Consider the following 20,582-nt stretch of genomic DNA (forward strand, 5'->3'; position numbering starts at 1 on the left):
TCATCACTTAACAGACCCTGGCTTCCCTGAGGAAACCCATCGTGACGTCTTCCGGATCGGCGCGCTCAGCCCGCCGCAACACTGCATCGCCCAACGCTTCCACTGCCGACGCCAGCGCGTTCCCGGCCTCTGCATCTATCACCGCCGACGTCGCCGACCCGGCCAAAGTCAAACGCACGACATCGGGCGCGAAAGCCGCAAAGGCAGCAAAGCCCACGAAGGCCGCCAATGCCGCCAACGCTGCGAAAGCCCTCAAGGCCGGGAAAACCTCCGTGCCCGTCAAAGCGGACAAAACCGTGAAGATGCCGAAGCCGGGCAAGTCCGGCGAGGCCGCGTCTTCGACCAGCAAGGCGAAAGGCAAAGCCGCCGACAACGCGCCAGCCCTGCAAGCCGTATCCGGTGACACGCGTGTCGCCGCGCCGAGAGCCAACGGCCGCACACGCGACGACAAGGACCATCCGCTCTTCCAGGACATCCGCTACCTTGGACGGCTGCTCGGTGACGTGCTGCGCGAACAGGAAGGCGACGAGGTGTTCGACGTCGTCGAAACGATCCGGCAGACGGCCGTGCGCTTTCGCCGCGAGGACGACAATGCCGCCGCGCAGACGCTCGACAAGAAACTGCGCTCGCTGAGTCCCGAACAGACGGTGAGCGTGGTGCGCGCGTTCAGCTACTTCTCGCATCTCGCCAATATCGCCGAAGACCGTCACCGCAATCGCCGTCACCGCATTCACGCGCTGGCCGGCTCGGCCGCGCAACCGGGCAGCATCGCCTATGCGCTGGAGCGACTGGTCGAAGCCGGCGCGGCGGCCACGCCGGTACTGCAGCAGTTCTTCAACGACGCGCTGATCGTGCCCGTGCTGACGGCACACCCGACCGAAGTGCAGCGCAAGAGCATTCTCGACGCCGAGCACGACGTCGCGCGTCTGCTCGCCGAACGCGACCAGCAGTTGACCGAGCGCGAGCGCGCGCACAACGAAACCATGCTGCGCGCACGCGTCACGTCGCTATGGCAAACGCGGATGCTGCGCGATTCGCGTCTCACTGTGGCCGATGAAATCGAGAACGCGCTGTCGTATTACCGCGCGACCTTCCTCGAGGAAATCCCCGCGCTTTACGCCGATATCGAAGAAGCGCTGAAAGAGCACGGCCTGGAAGCGCGCCTGCCGCCCTTCTTCCAGATGGGCAGCTGGATCGGCGGCGACCGCGACGGCAATCCGAACGTCACCGCCGAAACGCTCGAGCACGCCATTGCGCGCCAGGCCGAGGTGATCTTCGAACACTATCTGGAGCAGGTGCACAGGCTGGGCGCCGAGTTGTCGGTGTCGAACCTGCTCGCCGGCGCAAGCGACGAACTCAAAGCGCTCGCCGACATCTCGCCGGACCGCTCGCCGCACCGCACGGACGAGCCGTATCGGCGCGCGCTTATCGGCATGTACACGCGGCTAGCGGCAAGCGCGCGCGTGCGCCTCGGCGAAGGCAGCGTGCCGCTGCGCAGCGCTGGCCGCGGCGCCGCGCCGATCCGCGCGACGCCGTATGACGACGCATCCGAGTTTGTGCGCGACCTGCATGTGCTGATGGATTCGCTCGCCGCGCATCACGGTGCGCCGCTTGCCGCGCCGCGTCTCGCGCCGCTCGCGCGCGCGGCCGAAGTGTTCGGCTTCCATCTGGCGAGCATCGACTTGCGCCAGAGCTCGGACATCCACGAAGCGGTGATTGCGGAGCTGCTCAAGCGCGCGGGCGTCCACGACGACTACGCGGCGCTCTCTGAAAGCGAGAAGCTCGAGGTGCTGCTCGCGGAACTCGCGCAGCCGCGTCCGTTGCGTCTGCCTTATGGCGAGTACTCGGATCTCGTGAAAAGCGAACTCGGCGTGCTCGAGCAGGCCCGCGTCACGCGTGAGAAGTTCGGCGCGCGGGCGGTGCGCAACTACATCATTTCGCACACGGAAACGGTCAGCGATCTGGTCGAAGTGATGCTGCTGCAGAAAGAAACCGGCCTCCTGCAAGGACAGCTCGGCAACCCGAACGATCCCGCCAAAGCGGCGCTGATGGTGATCCCGCTCTTCGAGACGATTCCCGACCTGCGCAACGCGCCGCACATCATGCGCGATCTGCTCGCGCTGCCGGGCGCCGATTCGATCATCGAACATCAGGGCAACGAGCAGGAAGTGATGCTCGGCTATTCGGACAGCAACAAGGACGGCGGCTTTCTCACGTCGAACTGGGAGTTGTACCGCGCCGAACTCGCGCTCGTCGCGCTCTTCAACGAGCGCGGCGTCACGCTGCGCCTGTTCCACGGACGCGGCGGCACTGTCGGCCGTGGCGGCGGCCCGACCTATCAGGCGATTCTGTCGCAACCGCCCGGCACCGTCGACGGCCAGATCCGTTTGACCGAGCAAGGGGAAGTGATCGCGAGCAAGTTCGGCAATCCGGAAATCGGCCGGCGCAATCTGGAAACGGTGGTGGCCGCGACGCTTGAAGCTTCGCTGCTGCCGCACGGCAATGCGCCCTCGGAGCTGCCCGCATTCGAGGAAACGATGCAGCAGTTGTCCGACGCAGCGATGGCCTCGTACCGCGCGCTCGTGTACGAAACGCCCGGCTTTAAGGAGTATTTCTTCGAGTCGACACCGATCTCGGAGATCGCGGAGCTGAACATCGGCAGCCGTCCGGCGTCGCGCAAATTGCAGGACCCGAAGCATCGCAAGATCGAGGATCTGCGGGCGATTCCGTGGGGCTTCTCGTGGGGCCAGTGCCGGCTGCTGCTGACTGGCTGGTATGGCTTCGGCAGCGCGGTCGGCGCGTATCTCGACAACGCGTCGAGCGACGCCGAACGCGGCCGACGTCTTGCGCTGCTCAGGAAGATGCATAAGAGCTGGCCGTTCTTCTCGACGCTGCTCTCAAATATGGACATGGTGCTCGCAAAGACCGACCTCGCGGTGGCCTCGCGTTATGCGGCGCTCGTGTCCGACAAGAAGCTGCGCAAGCACGTGTTCGAGCGGATCGTCGCGGAATGGGAGCGCACGTCGAAGGTGTTGTCGGAGATTACCGGCAAGAGCGAGCGGCTCGCGGAAAATCCGCTGCTCGCGCGTTCGATCAAGAACCGCTTCCCGTATCTGGATCCGCTCAATCACTTGCAGGTGGAACTGCTCAAGCGTCACCGTGCGGGCGACAGCAACGCGCGTGTGCGGCGCGGGATTCATTTGACCATCAACGGGATCGCGGCGGGATTGCGCAATACGGGCTAGCGCTTGGGGGATGCGCGGCGGCGTTTTTTGCGGGCGCCGCTGCTCCCTGCTCCTCTAATGAATGAAGCCGGACGTGGATTGGTTGGCCACGGCCGGCTTTGTTTTTTGCGCCGAAAGATTGCTATCAACGCTGCTGATCAACTCGCATGGCTCAACTCGCTTCGATCATCAACGCGTCCAGCTTGAACGAGCCATCTTCCTGCACCTCGAAATACTGCCGCACTTCGTCCGGCGCGCCGCGCCACAGCGATTGAATCGCGACCACCCGCGGCTCGGGCGTGCGCATGCGCGCGACCCACGAGCTGAACTCGATGTCGATGCGCCAACGCTCGCGAATCGACGCATTGAAGCCCGCGGTTTCAAACATTGCGATCCATTCGTCGGAGCGGTAATCGCGAATGTGCGAGCCGTCGCGCAACAGTTCGATCGCCTGAATATGCGTATCGAGCAGCGGATGGTCGATACCGGCAATGTCGATGAACAACACCTTGCCGCCCGGCTTCAGCACGCGCCGCACTTCAGCCAGCGCGGGCGCCACGTCGTGCCAGTGGTGCGCGCTCATGCGGCTGATGACCCAGTCGAACGTGTGATCGTCGAACGGCAGCTTTTCGGCGGCGCCCTGCTGCGTGCGGATGTTGGCGAGGCCGCGCTCCTTCGCCGCGCTTTCGACGGTGGCGAGCATCGGCGCAGCAATGTCGTACGCGACCACCTCTTTTGCATGCGGCGCGACCGCGAAGCTCGCGTGGCCCGCGCCGCAACCCATGTCCAGCACGGTCGCGCCCGGCGTCGCGGCAACCGCTTCGGCCAACGTGCGCAGGTCCGCGCCGGTTGCATGGGTCGGACTCGTCAAATAGGCGGCGGCGGTCGACCCAAAGGCGTCGGCGACCTGATCGTGATGCTTCATGGATAGCTCCGGTTATCTGCGTGGGGACGAAGTGTCGTGAGGGTCCGCGTGTAGCGTCCGGCAGCGCGGCCTGCCGTTCCTGCCGCTACGCCGCTACAATAGAGCCCGCCCGGTACCAGTACAAGTTAAGCGATTATTCTGGTATCTAAACCACCCTCTTCACGCGCCGCAAGAATCGAATGACCCCGCGAACCACCACGCGAACGAGCCCGCCCGCTTCCGCCGACCACCCTCCGCCGCTCGACGCCACGCCTGCCCGCGCGCTCGGCGACTTTATCCGCGCGCATCGCGAACGGCTGTCGCCGCAAGCGGTCGGCCTGCCGCCGGGCCCGCGCCGCCGCACGCCGGGCTTGCGTCGCGAGGAAGTGGCGCAACTGTGCGGGGTGAGCCCGACCTGGTATACGTGGATCGAACAAGGGCGTCCGGTCTCTGCTTCCGCCGACGCGCTCGCGCGCATCGCCGTCGCGTTGCAACTGTCGCGCGCCGAACGCGCGTATCTGTTCGAGCTGGCGGCGCAGCGTGATCCGGCCGAACCCGATCCGGCCGCCGCCGACGCCCCCGCCACGCTGCTCGAAACAGTGCAGTTGGTGAACACGCCGGCGTATGTACTCGACCGTCAATGGAATGCGCTCGCGTGGAACGAGCGCGCGGCCGGGCTGTTCGTCGGCTGGCTGGACGGCGCGCACGATCGCAATCTGCTGCGCTATACGTTCACGGAACCGGCGGCGCGCGAATTGATCGTCGACTGGGAAACGCGCGCGCGGCGGCTCGCCGCCGAGTTTCGCGCGGACTCCATCCGTCATCTGAACGATGCGCCCACGCGCGCGCTGATCGATTCGCTGAGCGCGGCAAGCGACGCGTTTGCGCGCTTCTGGGCTTCGCAGGACGTGGGCGGCCGCGAAGGCGGGCGACGCGAATTCAACCATCCGCGCGAGGGCCGGCTCGTCTACGATCAGATCACCTTCAAGCCCGCACATCGCGAGGATCTGAAACTGGTCGTGCTGGTGCGCGAATAGGTGCCCGGCCGCAAGCTCGCACCGGCCGCGCCCGGCTTGCGCCAACTCGCGCCAACTCGCCCCGGCCCGCCACGGCCGCACCGCCCGCGCGGCCTCGCTGGCGCGGAGCCGTTCAGTCGCCGGCGCGGCCTTTCGCCAGTGTTAAAATCAGCGTCTTTCTTCGCTTCGGCGATTCGCTTGCAGCCGTGTCATGTGCATTCGCGCCGTCTGCTCGTCACCGCTCGCTCAACCGTCGCTCAACTGCTGTTTAACTGCCCAATACCATGACGTCCCAACTGCACAAAAAAGGCGAAGCCTGGTCGGCTCGCTTCTCGGAGCCGATGTCGGAGCTCGTCAAACGCTATACGTCGTCGGTTTTCTTCGACAAGCGTCTGGCGCTCGTCGACATTGAAGGGTCGCTCGCGCACGCCTCGATGCTGGCCGCGCAAAAGATCATCGCCGCCGACGACCTCGCCGCGATTCAACGCGGCATGGCGCAGATCAAGGGTGAAATCGAGCGCGGCGAGTTCGAGTGGCAACTCGATCTGGAAGACGTCCACCTGAACATCGAGGCGCGGCTGACCGCGCTGATCGGCGACGCGGGCAAGCGCCTGCACACGGGCCGCTCGCGCAACGACCAGGTCGCGACGGACATCCGCTTGTGGCTGCGCGGCGAGATCGACCGTATCGGCGATTTGCTGAAGCAGTTGCGCACGGCCCTGCTCGACATGGCGGAGAAGAACGCGTCGACCATCATGCCGGGCTTCACGCACTTGCAGGTCGCGCAGCCGGTCACGTTCGGCCATCACCTGCTTGCCTACGTGGAAATGTTTTCACGCGATTCCGAGCGCATGCTCGATTGCCGCAAGCGCGTGAACCGCCTGCCGCTCGGCGCGGCTGCGCTCGCCGGCACGAGCTATCCGATCGACCGCCATGCAGTGGCGAAAACCCTCGGCTTCGACGGCATCTGCGCAAATTCGCTCGATGCCGTTTCGGACCGCGACTTCGCGATCGAATTCACGGCCGCGTCGGCACTGGTCATGACGCACATCTCGCGCTTCTCCGAAGAACTCGTGCTGTGGATGAGCCCGCGCGTCGGCTTCATCGATCTGGCCGACCGCTTCTGCACCGGCTCGTCGATCATGCCGCAGAAGAAGAACCCGGACGTGCCCGAACTCGCGCGCGGCAAGACCGGCCGCGTGAACGGCCACCTGATGGCGCTGCTCACGCTGATGAAGGGCCAGCCGCTCGCGTACAACAAGGACAATCAGGAAGACAAGGAACCGCTGTTCGACACCGTCGACACAGTCGCCGATACTCTGCGCATCTTCGCGGAAATGGTGGCGGGCATTTCGGTGAAGCCGCAAGCCATGCGCGACGCCGCATTGCAAGGCTTCTCGACGGCAACCGATCTGGCCGACTATCTGGTCAAGCGCGGCCTGCCGTTTCGCGATGCGCACGAAGCGGTCGCGCTCGCCGTGCGTATCTGCGCGGACCGCGGCTGCGATCTCGCGGATCTCACGCTCGACGAAATGCGCGGCGAGTTGCCGAACGTCGCACATCTGATCGGCGAAGATGTGTTCTCGTATCTGACGCTCGAAGGCTCGGTTGCGAGCCGCAATCATCCGGGCGGCACGGCGCCCGAGCAGGTGCTCGCGGCGATCAAGGCCGCGCGGCAAGCGTTGAACTGAGCACAGGCGCGTGGCTTGCACGCGCGCTCACGCATGGCAAATCGCGAAGGGCGAACTCGTTGACGAGTTCGCCTTTTTGCTAGCAGCGTGCCTGCTCACACGGGGGCGAACGCGGATTGAAACCGCGCGGTTTTTGACTACCATCAAAACACGTTCCGCCCTTTGTCGTGGTTCATCATGCTTACCCGCACGCGCTCCCTTCTTCCTCTGACCGAATGCAGCGCGCGCCGCGGCTGCGCATGGTCGAACCTGCTGCGCGGCGCGGCACCGATGGCGTTGCTCGCGCTCGCCGTCGCCGGCTGCACGATTACGCCGCCGCCGCGCGCGGTGGTGGCCACGCCGCCTGCCGCGGTCAACAGCGTCACGCTGGATCAATACCGCGAAGCTGTTGCGCGGCGCATCGTCGAGCGCAGTCCGTCATACGTGCTGCGCGGCACACCGCAAGCGATGCTGCGCTCGCTCGTCGTGGTGTCCTTCACGGTGGATCGCAACGGGCACGTGGTGCAGTCGTCGGTGTATCGCACGAATGGCGACGACGAAGCCGAAGGCACCGCGCTCGCCAGCTTGCGGCGCGCCTCGCCGCTGCCCTTGCCGCCCGGCAAGTTGCTGAACGGCCGCGGCCAGCTCGAGCTGTTCGAAGACTGGCTTTTCAACGACGACGGCAAATTCCAGTTGCGCGAACTCGCGTCGCCGCAAGCGCTCACTATCGACTAACCGTGTCGACTGAACGTATTGACTGAATGCAGCCTGGTTGATGGGGCTGTTGAACGGCCTGTTGATCGGCCGACCGCCTTGCTGCGCGAGCGCCGCGCTCGCTATAATTTTCCGATTCCCCGCCGGAGTCTTCCGGCACCGCTCAGGCCGCCTGCTCATCCGCAGGCGTGCTCGCAGCCTGTCGCGGCACCGCGTCATCCGTGCGTGCCGCGCAAGCGCCTTCGTGTAATGCGTTGTATGTTGTGCGTTGCGAGTCGTATCTCGACGCAAGCTCGACGCGTGATCCGCACAAGCGCGCACGAACCCTCAACAAAGATGCCGATTCAGCTCGCCGTTTTCCGGGCGTGGTCCTATTGACTGCACCGCGGGCGACAACGCTGCCGCGAGGCGCGCGCGCCGCCGTCACAGGCTGCAAGGCGGCAGCGAACCGGCATCACGACACATGGAGACCCTGCATGTCCACATCGCCGATTTCCGCGGCCAGGCCCAATGCGGCCGGGCAGACCAACAGCGGGCGGATCATCTTTGCGAGCTTCATCGGCACCGCAATCGAGTTCTACGATTTCTATGTCTATGCGACCGCCGCGGCGCTCGTCATCGGCCCGGTGTTTTTCCCGCATGGCTCGGCAACGGCTCAGGCCTTGTCGGCTTTCGTCACGTTCGGCATTGCCTTTGTCGCGCGCCCCATCGGCTCGTTCCTGTTCGGCCACTTCGGCGACCGCATTGGCCGTAAGTCGACGCTGGTCGCGTCGCTGCTGGTGATGGGTCTGTCCACCACGTTGATCGGCTTCGTGCCTGGCTACGACTCCATCGGCAGCCTCGCGCCAATCCTGCTGTGCATCTTGCGTTTCGGCCAGGGCATCGGGCTCGGGGGCGAATGGGGCGGCGCGGCGCTGCTCGCCACCGAAAACGCGCCGGCCGGCAAGCGCGGCTGGTTCGGCATGTTCCCGCAATTGGGGCCGTCCATCGGCTTTCTCGCGTCCAACGGACTTTTCTTCGCGCTTGCGATGTCGCTCACCGACGCGCAGTTTCGCAGCTGGGGCTGGCGCGTGCCGTTCCTCGTGAGCGCGGTGCTGGTGGCGCTTGGCCTGTACGTGCGCCTGAAGATCGCCGAGACGCCGGCCTTTCAGGCCGCTATCGAGCGGCAGGAGCGCGTGAAGGTGCCCATCGCGACGCTCCTCTCGCGGCATTGGCTGCCCACGCTGCTCGGCGCGCTGGCGATGGTGGTCTGCTACACGCTGTTCTACAACGCGACGACGTTCTCGCTGTCGTACGGGGTGTCGGTACTGCACATTCCGCGGCAGACGTTCCTCGGGCTCCTGTGCATCGCCGTGGTCTTCATGGCGCTCGCCACGCCGCTCTCGGCGTGGGCAAGCGACCGTTATGGCCGCAAGCCGGTGCTGGTCGTGGGCATCGTCGCGGCTGTGCTGTCCGGCTTCACGATGGCGCCGCTCCTCGGCAGCGGACAGACGCCGCTCGTGCTGCTCTTCCTCGTGATCGAGCTGTTCCTGATGGGTGTGACCTTTGCGCCGATGGGCGCGTTGCTGCCCGAACTGTTCCCCACCAACGTGCGTTATACCGGTGCGGGCGTGTCGTATAACCTCGGCGGGATTCTGGGCGCGTCCGTGGCACCGTATATCGCGCAGATGCTGGCTGCGCGCGGCGGGTTGCCGTGGGTTGGCGCGTATGTGTCGATTGCCGCGGCGGTCAGCATGATCGGCGTGCTCTGCATGCGCGAAACACGCGACTCCCGCATGATGTGACGGCAGCGGTCCGCAAGGCGGCGAGCTTCGGCTACCCAGGTGCCGAAGCGCCCGCCTGGCGGGCTTTCGCTGCGTGAATCCCCGGTCTTGCGCGCCTTTTTGACTTGCCTATACTCGAATTGAAATAACCACATGGCAAGCAGGGAGGTCCGGATGAACCTTCATCTTCACAATGCCGACGTCGTGATGATCATCGCGCTCGCGCTTCTGTGTTCACTGCTGCTGGCGCTGCGCTTTCGTCCCGCCAGCTGGAAGGGCATTGTCGTCGAGGCGCTCGCGGCAAACGCGGCGGCCATTACCGCGGTCGTCGCGTTCGAAATGCTGGTCGCCTGATGCGCTGAAATTCCCTCCCGCGCCTTCCGGCCGACACTTCGTGGCGGGCCAGGCCGCGCATTCAGTGGTCAGCGGTCAGCGCGGCTCAACGATCTGAGCGATCTCAGCGGTAGTAATAGCCGTGATGGTGGTAGCCGCCACCGCCGTAGTAATAGCCCGGCGCCGGAGCGACGATACAGCCGCCCAGCATGGTGGCAAGCGCGGTGCCGGCGATCAGGGTCAGGATCAAGCGTTTCATGTTGTTCTCCGTCGAGTCAGATTGTTCGAGCCGAGGTCCCGAATGACTCGATTGAACACGACCCGCGCCCGCGAGAACGTTGCCAGTTGTAAGGGAAGATCACGGCGGGGTTACACATTCGCGAAGGCCGCCCGGCTTTGCCAGTCGCCGCACGTTGAGAACTGACGTTCTGCGAAACAGCAAACGAAAACACCGCCTATACTGGCTTGCATGTGCCCGGCGCCGACGCGCCTCATGGCTGCTGCGTTGCGGCTTCGCGAAGATGGAATGGACCGGGCGTCATGCGGCTCGGAACCGCGTCGAGAGCGGCTCGAAAGCAGCACGGTGGCCCGCACTCATGGCCCGGGGCCGGCACAGGCCGCGGGCGCAATGAGCCTCACGACCAACGAAAAGCGACAGATTTAACAAGCGTGTAATGCATGCACGGCGCGCAATAAGCACTTCGCGGACAACTCGCGGGCACCTGGCGCACCGGATCTCACGCAGCAATGCGGCTTCTCTTCGCCCGACGTTCCCCGACGCGGGCGTTTCCGGGCGTCACGTGACTGGGCCGGTTCACATAGGCACCCTGCACGTCACGCCCTTTTTCTTTGAGCAAACGATTGCGCGATTGCGCGGCGACTATCGCTCAAGCCGCGGCCGAGCCCTGCTGCGCGGCCAGAGCCTGCGGCTCCGTGTGCACGTAGTCGATGGCGTCGAGAACGTCGCTGATGGGCGGCACCGAAAGGCCGTCGCCGACCGAGATCGAGCGGAACGGCGCTTCCACGCCGCAGTGCGATGGCGAGGTCGCCACGAAGACCATCACCGTGCGCTTTTGCAGTGCATGTGCGAGGTGGACAAAACCGGTGTCCGTGCCGACCACCAGCGCGCACGCGTCGATCATTTGCGCGATTTCAGTGACGCTCAGTTTCGGCAGAACCTTCGAGCCCGGCACTTGCGCGGCGATCTGTTCGGCTTCGAGGCGCTCGCCTTCGGAGCCCCACGGCAGAACCACCCGAAAGCCGCGATCCGCGAGTTCCGCGCCGACCACCGCCCAATGCGAGACCGGCCATTTCTTGTCGTCTTTCGACGTGGCATGAAAAAGCGCGGCGACGGGCGCCCGTTCTCCTGCGAACAGCGGCTTTGCCGGCTCGGGCAATTTCAGATCGTAGACGGCCGGGCCCTGCACCTCATAGCCCAAGGCTTCACTCGCGCTGATGCGCATGCCGTGCCACGCATTGCATAGCGGACGCGGACCGAAGCGCCCACTGTAGGCGAACGCGGCGCCGCGCTCGCCCAGATCCTGCGACTGATAGCCGATGCGCCGCGACGAGCGGGCCAGAAACGCGATAATCGCGCTCTTGTACACGCCGTGAATGTCGATAATGTAGTCGTAGCGATGCGCGCGCAGTTCCGAAATGGACGCCGCAATCGCCTTTAAGTCCGCCCAGCGGCGTGCTTTCTTGAAGCGGCGCAGCGGCGCGAACAGCACGCGGTCTATACCCTTGCACCATTGCGCCACTTCGGCGAATGCTTCGTCCGCGGCCCAATCCACCTGAACGCCGGGAAACGCGCGTTTGATATCAGCCACGACGGGCAGCGCTTGCACGATATCGCCTAGTGAGGTGACCTTGACGATAAGGACTCGCTTCATTGAGGGCCTTTGGTTGTTCAGACTTCAAAACATTTTAGCCGACGAATGGAATAGTCTTTGCTGAACCGGGCAATCCGGATGCCCGGCAATTAATACGGCGCCTTACAGCGGTCGCCTTACAACTTGTCTTTTACTACATTTCACGTTGCTTTCAAACCGTTTGGGGCGATCCGCGCGCTTTATACTTCTTCATTTGCTTCTTCAGACACTCATGCCGCGAGCACAACCTCTCCTTTCCTCCGGGATCGTGCGTCGAGCCAGACGCCTTTGGCGGCAATACGGCATTTTCTGGCTCGGTGCAATTGCGGTCGGGCTCGTCGCGGTGCTCTACGCGCGGCTGATTGACTGGGGTTACGGCGAATTCCGTGCGGTGCAGCGCGAGTATGTCTGGGCGCCGCTCATCATCACGCCAGGCGTTGCCGCGCTCGCCGTGTGGCTCACGCGCAAGTTCTTCCGCGGCGCCGAGGGCAGCGGCATCCCGCAGGTGATCGCTACGCTTCATGCGAAGCCCGGCGAATACGGCGCGCGGCTGCTCTCGTTTCGCATCCTGCTTGGCAAGATCGCCGTGTCTTTCCTCGCGATTCTCGGCGGCTTCACGATCGGCCGCGAAGGTCCGACCGTGCAGGTGGGCGCCGCGCTCATGTTCAATCTGCGCAGGCTTTATCCGCGCTCGAATGCGCTGATCGAGCGGCAACTGGTGCTGGCGGGCGCGGCAGCGGGTTTGTCGGCGGCATTCAACACGCCGCTCGCCGGCATTGTGTTCGCCATCGAGGAATTGACGCGCAGCTTCGAAGCGCGCGCGAGCGGCGTGCTGATTACCGCGATCATCATTGCCGGTGTCATCGCGCTTGGCCTGAACGGCAACTACACCTATTTCGGCACGATTCAGATCGGCGCGCACTTTCCCGATCTGCTTGCGCTGGCGGTGCTGCTCACGGGCATCGTCACCGGCATCGCGGGCGGCGTGTTCGGCTGGTTGCTGCTCAACACCGCGCGCTGGATTCCCGCACCGTTGCGCCAGTTGCACGGCGAGCGGCCTGTCGCGTTCGCCGCGTTGTGCGGCCTTGTGATCGCGGCAGTCGGCCTGATTTCGGGCGGCACCACCTTCGGCAGCGGCTATGCGGAAGCACGCGGATTGCTCGACGGGAACCAGCAGTTGTCCGTGTTCTACCCGTTCCTGAAAATGATTTCGATGGTCGGCTCATACCTGCCCGGCATTCCGGGCGGTATCTTCGCGCCGTCGCTGTCGATCGGCGCGGGCTTCGGCAATCTGCTGCACATGGTGTTCGGCTCGATGCAACTGCCGATGCTGATCGCGCTTGCCATGGTCGGCTATCTGGCGGCCGTCACGCAATCGCCGATTACGTCGTTTGTGATCGTGATGGAGATGATCAACGGTCACGCGCTCGTGATCTCGCTGATGGCCACCGCGCTCATCGCGAGCCGCGTTGCGCGCATGTTCGCGCCACCGCTTTATGAAGCGCTTTCGGAGCGCTATCTGGCGCCGCTGCCGCGTCCGGCGCCCGCTCCGGTGCCGGAAGTGCCCGAGGTGGATGCGCCTGAGCCGGCGACGGAAGTGACCCAAGCGAATGCGCATGAGCCCGCGAAGGGAGTGTCCGAAGCGGATGCGCCTCAACCGGCGACGCAAGCAGTCGTTGCGCAGCCTTCCACTGAGCCGTCAGGCGACGCGCCAACTGATGCACCCGCTGGTTCGTCGCGCTGATTCGTCGCGCTGATTCGTCGCGCTGGTTCGTCGATCAGTGCGCCCGGTGATGCGCGAGCCGATACATCCATTGACACCGCCCGGCTGCGCGCCGGCCGTAAGCGACGCTGGCGGCTCGCGCGCCGGCCGCTCGTTCCTTGGCCGCTCTTTGGCCAGTCGCACATTCACGGCGCGCCGCACATCGACATGCGCGCCGCCGCGCCCGTCAGCGCATCAACGCACCCGCCCTTCCACCAGCAATGCGCGTCAGGTCTGCGGGATTTCGATCTTGACCTCGAGCACTTCGAGGTCGTCCTGGCGTTCGAGACTCACGCGGATGTCGTCATCGGAAATCCGCACGTACTTCGAAATCACGGCCACCAGTTCGCGTTGCAACGCAGGCAGGTAATCGGCGGGAGCATGACCGCCGGCGCGCTCGTGCGCGATGATCAACTGCAGGCGTTCCTTCGCTACCGACGCGGACTTCTTTTTCTCGCCCAGCAAAAACGAAAGAATCGACATAACGTGCGCTCCCCTTACTTGGTGCCGAAGAGGCGCTGCAGCAGCCCGGGCTTCTGGTAATCGATAAAGCGAAGCGATTTCTGCTCGCCGAGGAAACGCGATACGACGTCTTTATAGGCTTCGGCGACGTCAGTGCCGTCCAGGTGCACCGCCGGCAAACCCTGGTTCGACGCATGCAGCACGGCTTCCGATTCCGGAATTACGCCGATCAGGTCGATGCGCAGAATTTCCTGGATGTCCGTGAGCGACAGCATTTCGCCTTCGCTCACGCGCTTCGGGTTGTAGCGCGTGATCAGCAGGTGCTCCTTGATCGGCTCCTTGCCTTCAATTGCGCGCTTGGTCTTCGACGAAAGAATGCCGAGAATGCGGTCCGAGTCGCGCACCGACGACACTTCCGGATTCGTCACGATCAGCGCTTCGTCGGCGAAATGCATGGCGAGCAGCGCGCCCGATTCGATGCCGGCCGGCGAGTCGCACACGATGTATTCGAAGTCCATTGCGATCAGGTCGTTAATGACCTTCTCGACGCCTTCCATGGTCAGCGCGTCTTTGTCACGCGTTTGCGAGGCCGGAAGAATGAAGAGGTGCTCGCACTTCTTGTCCTTGATGAGCGCCTGGTTCAGATTGGCTTCGCCCTGGATCACGTTGATCAGGTCGTACACCACGCGGCGCTCGCAACCCATGATGAGATCGAGGTTGCGCAGGCCGACGTCGAAGTCGATCACGGCGGTCTTGCTGCCCCGCAACGCGAGGGCCGATGCAAAACTCGCGCTCGTGGTCGTCTTGCCCACGCCACCCTTGCCCGATGTCACCACAATGATTTTTGCCATTACCCTTACCTTGTGTTCGTCAAATTCGTCAATTATGTGCGGCCATATTTCGTGCAAAACGCCGCCTGCCGCAAAGCCTCAGCACGGCGCGCTTCGCTGCGCTTACGTGAGCCGCAATGGTTCGATCATCAACTTTTCGTCTTCGAGCCAGATCTGAACGGGCTTGCCGAGCACGTCGGCCGGCAGCGGGTTTTCGGTCGTCCGATAGATGCCCGCGATCGAGATCAGTTCCGGTTCGAGACACGTGCAGAAAATACGCGCGTCGTGATTGCCTTGCACGCCGGCAAGCGCGCGGCCGCGCAACGGCGCATAGATGTGGATATTGCCTTCCGCGATGACTTCCGCGCCGTAGCTCACGAGCCCGAGCACGACGAGATCGCCCTTTGCGTAGATACGCTGGCCCGAGCGCAGCGGTTTTTCGACCACCATGGTTTGCGACGAGGTGGCAAGGCGTACGGGCTCGGCGGCGGGCGCGGGTTCGAGCGGTGCGGCTGCGGCGGCGCCCAGCGCGGGGTTTGCGCTCGTGTTTGCGTTTGCGCTTGCGTTTGCGTTTGCCGCCGCGTCGCTCGAGCTGTCCGCACCGTTTTCACTGTTCGTCGCGGAGCTTGGCGTGCCATTTGCGGCTGTGCCGCTATCCGCTGCGGGCGTGCTCGCCGAATCCTCATCAGCCGGTTTCGCGCCCGCGCCGCGACGGTCGCGCGCTTCGAGAAGCGGCAATGCCGACTCCGCGGCCCACGACTGCTGCGGCTCTGCAACGACGCCGACCGGACGCATGCGCACGCTCTCGAGCAATTGCGCGATGTCGGCAAGCGGCACGCGCTCGTTCTCCGCGAGACGGCGCACGTCGATCGCGACGACGTCGTTAGCAAAAAATTCGGGGGTCGCCTCGAAGCGCCGGGTCAGCTCGGCACGCATGGCATCGAGGTCGGTTGTCTTGACCACAAAAAGGAGCGTGTCGACGGAACCGCTGCGGAGTTCGAAAAAGGGCGATTTCTTGGGCGACATAGCGTTCGGCAAAAAATTTTGCGTATTTTACAGGCGTCCACGCGCGCGGCGAGATTTTTTGCCCGACAGCGCGGCGAATATCCGCATGCCGTGCGCTCAAAAGGATCACGCCGCGCCGCGCAAGAGCGGACGAGGTAACGAGCCGTCGAGCTACGGGCGCGGATACGAAGGGGAATGCGCGAGAAAATGCGAGACGGGCGGCGAACTGCTGCGCCGCTCGGTGGGTCACGAGTCAACTGCAGGGGACGTGGACGGCACGTGGCGAACCAGCAGACTTTCGGCCTGCTCCGGCGCACGCGCCATGCGCCGATGCTCGCCGGTCGGCCCAAAACCGAGCGCTTCGTAAAAGCGCATGGCATTGCGATTGGAGTCGGCGACCCAGGCGTAGATTTCCGTGGCGCCCTCGTTGGCGAGCCAGCCGCTCGCGGTGTCGACGAGCAGCTCTCCGCCGCGCAGGTGCCGGACCGCCGGCGCCACCCACAGCTCACAGACGAATGCGCGACGCTCCGGGACATCTTCGAAATGCGCTTCGATCAGTCCGGCCGGATGACCCTCGGTATAAAGAATAAAAGTGCTGACCGTGAGAGAAACCGCGTGCTTCGCGGCGATGACGTCAAAGCTGGCGGCGTCCGCAGACAATGCGTCTTCCAGCGTCGCACCAAAGGCATAGGGCGCCTCTCGCAGCGACGCAGTACGGAGTTCGCGAAAAACGGCGCCCTGATCAGCGGCGATACGGCGAACGGTCAATGACGGACTCATGCAGACGAAAACCCCTTGAAGCCTTAAGGCGTAGCTTTAACCGAACCGGCGTGCGAGTCAAATCATTCTTTGCCGGGCGATCTTATCGCGCGAACGGGTTCTCGCAAAGCGTACGACGGGTTAGCAGCATTTGCCGCGCCCGACGCCGTGCGCGTAAAGCCGCTCGCGAGTAAGGCTTGCGGGCTAAGGAGCCTCGTAGCTGCCGGTGCCGTCCGGCCAGGGCGTAAGGAGTTCGTAGCCGTCGTCGGTGACGGCGATCATGTGTTCCCATTGGGCCGACAGCGAGCGGTCTTTGGTGACCACCGTCCAGCCGTCGCGCAGAACGGTGGTGCCGGCGCGGCCCGCGTTGATCATCGGTTCGATGGTGAAGACCATGCCGGGCTTCAGACGCATGCCCTGCCCCGGCTGACCGTAGTGCAGGACCTGCGGGTCTTCGTGATACACCTTGCCGATGCCGTGGCCGCAATAATCGCGCACGATCGAGAAGCCGTCGCGCTGCGCCACCTTCTGGATCGCATGGCCGACATCGCCGAGCGTGGCGCCCGGCTTCACTTCGCGGATGCCCGCGAGCATGGCCTCATACGTCGTATCGACCAGTTGGCGCGCCACCGGGCTCGGCTCGCCGACGCAATACATGCGGCTCGTGTCGCCGAAATAGCCGTCCTTGATGATGGCTACGTCGATGTTGATGATATCGCCGTCCTTGAGCACCTCGTTGCGATTGGGAATGCCATGGCAGACCACCTGGTTGACCGACGTGCATACCGTCTTGGGAAAACCCAGATAACCGACGTTCGCCGGAATCGACTTCTGTGTGTTGACGATGTAGTCGTTGCACAGTGCGTCCAGTTCGTCGGTGGAGACACCGGCCTTGACGTGCTCGCCGATCATGGCCAGCACGTCGGCCGCGAGGCGGCCCGAGATGCGCAGCCTGGCGATGTCGTCGGGAGTCTTGTAGGTAATGGCCATGAATTCGGTCGATGGGTTCGAAGATGGGGCGATGTTCAATCGAACGGCCAATTGTACAGAGGATCGGGCAGGGGTCGGTGCGAGGGGAGGCAAACGGGCGCGACGGCGAGAAAGCGCGCGCCTGCATCCGTTGATTCGCGTTGGAGCCGCGCCAGCACCATTAACTTAGGATCGCTTATGAAAGCGAGACGCTGGCACGACATTCAAACGACCAACGCAATGCTGGGACCAGAAACAAAAACAGGCCCCGAAGGGCCTGCTTTCTAGATCTGGCGGAAAGGGTGAGATTCGAACTCACGGTACCCCTAAAGGTACACCGGATTTCGAGTCCGGCGCATTCGACCACTCTGCCACCTTTCCGTGTTTTTCCAACTCACCGCCACCTTGTGAAGCCGGGCGGTTTTGTCAGATTCAAGCGGGTCGCTGCTTGAGAGAGAAAGATTATAGAACAGCTGATCTGGATTTCCAAGTCCCTCGTCAAAAAAATTCATAGCGAGGCACTGGAGCAACGCAATTCAAACCGCCGGCACTTCCAGCCGCTCCGTACCGCCCAGATACGGCCGCAATGCAGCCGGCACCGTCACCGACCCATCCGCGTTCTGGAAATTCTCCAGCACCGCCACGAGCGTACGGCCGACCGCGAGCCCCGAGCCATTGAGCGTATGCACGAGTTCCGGCTTGCCCTGCGCGTTGCGATAACGCGCCTGCATCCGGCGAGCCTGGAAGGACTCCGTATTCGAGCAGCTCGAAATTTCGCGATAGGTGTTCTGCGCGGGCAACCACACCTCGAGGTCGTAAGTCTTGGTCGCCGAAAAGCCCATGTCGCCCGTGCACAGGGTGATTACGCGGTACGGCAGTTCCAGTTTCTGCAGAATCGTTTCCGCGTGACCGACCATCTGTTCCAACGCGTCGTAAGAGGTTTCCTGCGCAACGATCTGCACCATCTCAACCTTGTCGAACTGATGCTGTCGGATCATGCCGCGCGTATCGCGCCCGTACGAACCCGCTTCCGAACGGAAGCACGGCGAATGCGCGGTCAGCTTGATGGGCAACGCATTGGCTTCGACGATGCTCTCGCGCACCGTGTTCGTCAGCGAGATTTCCGACGTCGAAATCAGATATTGCGTCACCGTATTTTCGCCGCCGCCCTTTTCGACGCGAAACATGTCGTCTGCGAACTTGGGCAGTTGGCCGGTGCCGTACAGAATTTCCGGATTCACGATATACGGCGTGTAAATCTCCGTATAGCCGTGCCGCTGTGTATGCGTGTCTATCATGAACTGGGCGAGCGCGCGATGCAGCCGCGCGATCTGTCCACGCAACATGGTGAAGCGCGCGCCCGAAAGCTTGGCGCCGGTCTCAAAATCGAGGCCGAGCGGTGCGCCCACATCCACGTGATCCTTCACTTCGAAGTCGAACTGACGCGGCGTGCCCCAGCGGCGCACCTCGACGTTATCCGCTTCGTCGCGACCGACGGGCACGCTCTCATGCGGAAGATTCGGCACGCCCAGCAGCAGATCCGACAGACGCTTCTGAATATCGTCCAGCTTCGCCGCCGACGCCTTCATCTCGTCGCCAATGCCGCCTACTTCGGCCATCAGCGCCGACGTGTCCTCGCCCCGCCCTTTCATCGCGCCGATCTGCTTGGACAGGCTGTTGCGGCGCGCCTGCAGTTCTTCGGTACGGGTCTGGGTATCGCGGCGTTCCGCTTCGAGCGCGGTGAAAGCCGCGACGTCGAGGGTATAGCCGCGGTCGGCGAGGCGTTTCGCGACGCCGTCGAGGTCTTTGCGCAGCAACTGGATGTCGAGCATGGGATGGGGCGGGTATTCGTTGTGTGAAGGTGGGATTTTAGCGCACCGGCGCAGCGCGCCGGAGAGTGTCAGCCCTTCTTCGGCTTGTTCTCGCTGCGCCATTGCGCGTCGAGTTCGGCAAGGCGCGCCATCTTGTCGCCGATCTTGCCTTCGAGGCCGCGCGGCGTCGGCGTGTACCAATGCGGATCGCGCATGTTGTCCGGAAGATACGTCTCGCCGGCCGCGTAGGCATCGGGTTCGTCGTGCGCGTAGCGATATTCGTGACCATAGCCAAGCTCCTTCATGAGCTTGGTCGGCGCGTTGCGCAAATGCACCGGCACGCCGCGCGACTTGTCCTTGCTGACGAAACGCCGCGCTTCGTTATACGCGTTGTAGCCGGCATTCGACTTCGGCGCGACCGCGAGATAGATGATGGCCTGCGCGAGCGCGAGTTCGCCCTCCGGTGTACCCAGCCGCTCGTAGGTTTCGGCCGCGTCGAGCGCGATGCGCGCCGCGCGCGGGTCGGCGAGACCGATATCCTCCCACGCCATCCGGACGATGCGGCGCGCCAGATAGCGCGGGTCCGCGCCGCCGTCGAGCATCCGGCAGAACCAGTACAGCGCGCCGTCCGGACTGCTGCCGCGCACCGATTTATGCAGGGCGCTGATCTGGTCGTAGAACGCGTCGCCGCCTTTGTCGAAGCGGCGCAGATTTTCGGCGAGCGCGCTGCCGAGCAACGTGCCGTCAATTTCGGTGGTCTTCTGCTGCGAAGCGGCACGCGCGACGATTTCGAGGTTGTTCAGAAGCTTGCGGCCGTCGCCGTCGGCGGAACCGATCAGCGCGTCGCGCGCTTCGTCGGTGAACGTGAGGCCGCCCAGTTCGTGCTGCGCGCGCGCGAGCAGTTCGCGCAACTCGCCCTCGTCCAGGCTTTTCAGCACATACACGGCGGCGCGCGACAGCAACGCGCTGTTGACCTCGAACGACGGATTTTCCGTCGTCGCGCCGATGAACACGAAAAGCCCCGACTCGACATGCGGCAAGAACGCGTCTTGCTGGCTCTTGTTGAAGCGATGCACCTCGTCGACGAACACGAGCGTCTGATGCCCGTTCGCGCGATGAACCTGCGCGGTTTCGACCGCCTCGCGAATGTCCTTCACGCCCGAGAGCACCGCCGAAAGCGCGATGAACTGCGCGTGAAACGCGTCCGCCATGAGCCGCGCGAGCGTGGTCTTGCCGACGCCCGGCGGGCCCCAGAGGATCATCGAATGCGCCTGGCCGGACTCGAATGCGACCCGCAGCGGCTTGTTCGGGCCGAGCAGATGCTTCTGGCCGATCACTTCGTCGATATTGCGGGGCCGCAGGCGTTCGGCGAGCGGGACATTGGCAGGGGTTTCTTCGAACATGACGTTTTGGGGATAATCTCGGCTTTCCGGACGCGGTTCGCGCGACGGTATCTGCGATGGGCCGAAGGCGGCGTGTTGCCGGACAG

17 protein-coding genes and 1 tRNA gene are annotated in these 20,582 nt (G+C 63.9%); 7 read left to right on the plus strand and 11 right to left on the minus strand.

Features of this window, described 5'->3' with window-relative positions:
* Positions 1-41 precede the first annotated feature (41 nt).
* The gene (gene ppc, locus A3AC_RS0111535) at positions 42-3,245 is read left to right on the plus strand and encodes a phosphoenolpyruvate carboxylase (RefSeq protein WP_025598995.1); all 3,204 of its coding nucleotides are present in this window, start codon (positions 42-44) and stop codon (positions 3,243-3,245) included.
* Positions 3,246-3,396: 151 nt separating this feature from the next.
* On the opposite strand, the gene A3AC_RS0111540 is transcribed toward ppc, so the two are convergent.
* A complete protein-coding gene (locus A3AC_RS0111540) occupies positions 3,397-4,149 on the minus strand; it encodes a class I SAM-dependent methyltransferase (RefSeq protein ID WP_025598996.1) in 753 nt (250 codons plus the stop codon).
* 179 nt (positions 4,150-4,328) lie between these two features.
* Between A3AC_RS0111540 and A3AC_RS0111545 the strand changes: the two genes are divergently transcribed.
* The 5 genes from A3AC_RS0111545 (at position 4,329) to A3AC_RS0111565 (ending at position 9,645) form a co-directional block, all read left to right on the plus strand.
* On the plus strand, positions 4,329-5,165 hold the full coding sequence (locus A3AC_RS0111545; protein ID WP_025598997.1) for a helix-turn-helix transcriptional regulator: 837 nt from the start codon (positions 4,329-4,331) through the stop codon (positions 5,163-5,165).
* 263 nt (positions 5,166-5,428) lie between these two features.
* Positions 5,429-6,835, plus strand: a complete 1,407-nt coding sequence (argH, locus tag A3AC_RS0111550) for an argininosuccinate lyase (protein ID WP_025598998.1) — start codon at positions 5,429-5,431, stop codon at positions 6,833-6,835.
* Positions 6,836-7,012: 177 nt separating this feature from the next.
* Positions 7,013-7,549, plus strand: a complete 537-nt coding sequence (locus tag A3AC_RS0111555) for a TonB family protein (protein ID WP_025598999.1) — start codon at positions 7,013-7,015, stop codon at positions 7,547-7,549.
* Positions 7,550-8,004: 455 nt separating this feature from the next.
* Complete coding sequence (locus A3AC_RS0111560) at positions 8,005-9,312, plus strand: MFS transporter (RefSeq protein WP_025599000.1); 1,308 nt, start codon at positions 8,005-8,007, stop codon at positions 9,310-9,312.
* Between the two features lie 153 nt (positions 9,313-9,465).
* Positions 9,466-9,645 carry a hypothetical protein gene (locus A3AC_RS0111565; RefSeq protein ID WP_025599001.1) on the plus strand — a complete coding sequence of 60 codons (180 nt, stop codon included), beginning with the start codon at positions 9,466-9,468 and terminating at the stop codon, positions 9,643-9,645.
* A 103-nt stretch (positions 9,646-9,748) separates the two neighbouring features.
* On the opposite strand, the gene A3AC_RS31170 is transcribed toward A3AC_RS0111565, so the two are convergent.
* Complete coding sequence (locus A3AC_RS31170) at positions 9,749-9,883, minus strand: hypothetical protein (protein ID WP_269664075.1); 135 nt, start codon at positions 9,881-9,883, stop codon at positions 9,749-9,751.
* 628 nt (positions 9,884-10,511) lie between these two features.
* Positions 10,512-11,516, minus strand: a complete 1,005-nt coding sequence (gene waaC / locus A3AC_RS0111575) for a lipopolysaccharide heptosyltransferase I (protein ID WP_025599002.1) — start codon at positions 11,514-11,516, stop codon at positions 10,512-10,514.
* A 211-nt stretch (positions 11,517-11,727) separates the two neighbouring features.
* On the opposite strand from waaC, the gene A3AC_RS0111580 reads away from it, so the two are divergent.
* Entirely contained in the window at positions 11,728-13,239 is a 1,512-nt protein-coding gene (locus tag A3AC_RS0111580) for a chloride channel protein (RefSeq protein WP_025599003.1), read from the plus strand.
* Positions 13,240-13,485: 246 nt separating this feature from the next.
* Here A3AC_RS0111580 and minE read toward each other — a convergent pair whose 3' ends face one another.
* The 8 genes from minE to A3AC_RS0111620 form a co-directional block, all read right to left on the minus strand.
* Complete coding sequence (minE, locus tag A3AC_RS0111585) at positions 13,486-13,740, minus strand: cell division topological specificity factor MinE (RefSeq protein WP_006048489.1); 255 nt, start codon at positions 13,738-13,740, stop codon at positions 13,486-13,488.
* Positions 13,741-13,754: 14 nt separating this feature from the next.
* Positions 13,755-14,570, minus strand: coding sequence for a septum site-determining protein MinD (gene minD, locus A3AC_RS0111590; RefSeq protein ID WP_025599005.1), 816 nt, complete (start codon positions 14,568-14,570; stop codon positions 13,755-13,757).
* Positions 14,571-14,672: 102 nt separating this feature from the next.
* The gene (gene minC, locus A3AC_RS0111595; protein WP_025599006.1) at positions 14,673-15,575 is read right to left on the minus strand and encodes a septum site-determining protein MinC; all 903 of its coding nucleotides are present in this window, start codon (positions 15,573-15,575) and stop codon (positions 14,673-14,675) included.
* Positions 15,576-15,800: 225 nt separating this feature from the next.
* Complete coding sequence (locus A3AC_RS0111600) at positions 15,801-16,334, minus strand: GNAT family N-acetyltransferase (RefSeq protein ID WP_025599007.1); 534 nt, start codon at positions 16,332-16,334, stop codon at positions 15,801-15,803.
* Between the two features lie 183 nt (positions 16,335-16,517).
* Positions 16,518-17,303 (minus strand): type I methionyl aminopeptidase, encoded by a 786-nt coding sequence (gene map, locus A3AC_RS0111605; RefSeq protein ID WP_025599008.1) that lies wholly within the window; start codon positions 17,301-17,303, stop codon positions 16,518-16,520.
* Positions 17,304-17,573: 270 nt separating this feature from the next.
* Positions 17,574-17,663 (minus strand) — tRNA-Ser (locus tag A3AC_RS0111610).
* A 155-nt stretch (positions 17,664-17,818) separates the two neighbouring features.
* Positions 17,819-19,114, minus strand: a complete 1,296-nt coding sequence (serS, locus tag A3AC_RS0111615; protein WP_025599009.1) for a serine--tRNA ligase — start codon at positions 19,112-19,114, stop codon at positions 17,819-17,821.
* A 68-nt stretch (positions 19,115-19,182) separates the two neighbouring features.
* Complete coding sequence (locus A3AC_RS0111620) at positions 19,183-20,496, minus strand: replication-associated recombination protein A (protein ID WP_025599010.1); 1,314 nt, start codon at positions 20,494-20,496, stop codon at positions 19,183-19,185.
* Positions 20,497-20,582 lie beyond the last annotated feature (86 nt).

Source organism: Burkholderia sp. WSM2230 (genome assembly GCF_000472445.1).
GTDB lineage: Bacteria > Pseudomonadota > Gammaproteobacteria > Burkholderiales > Burkholderiaceae > Paraburkholderia.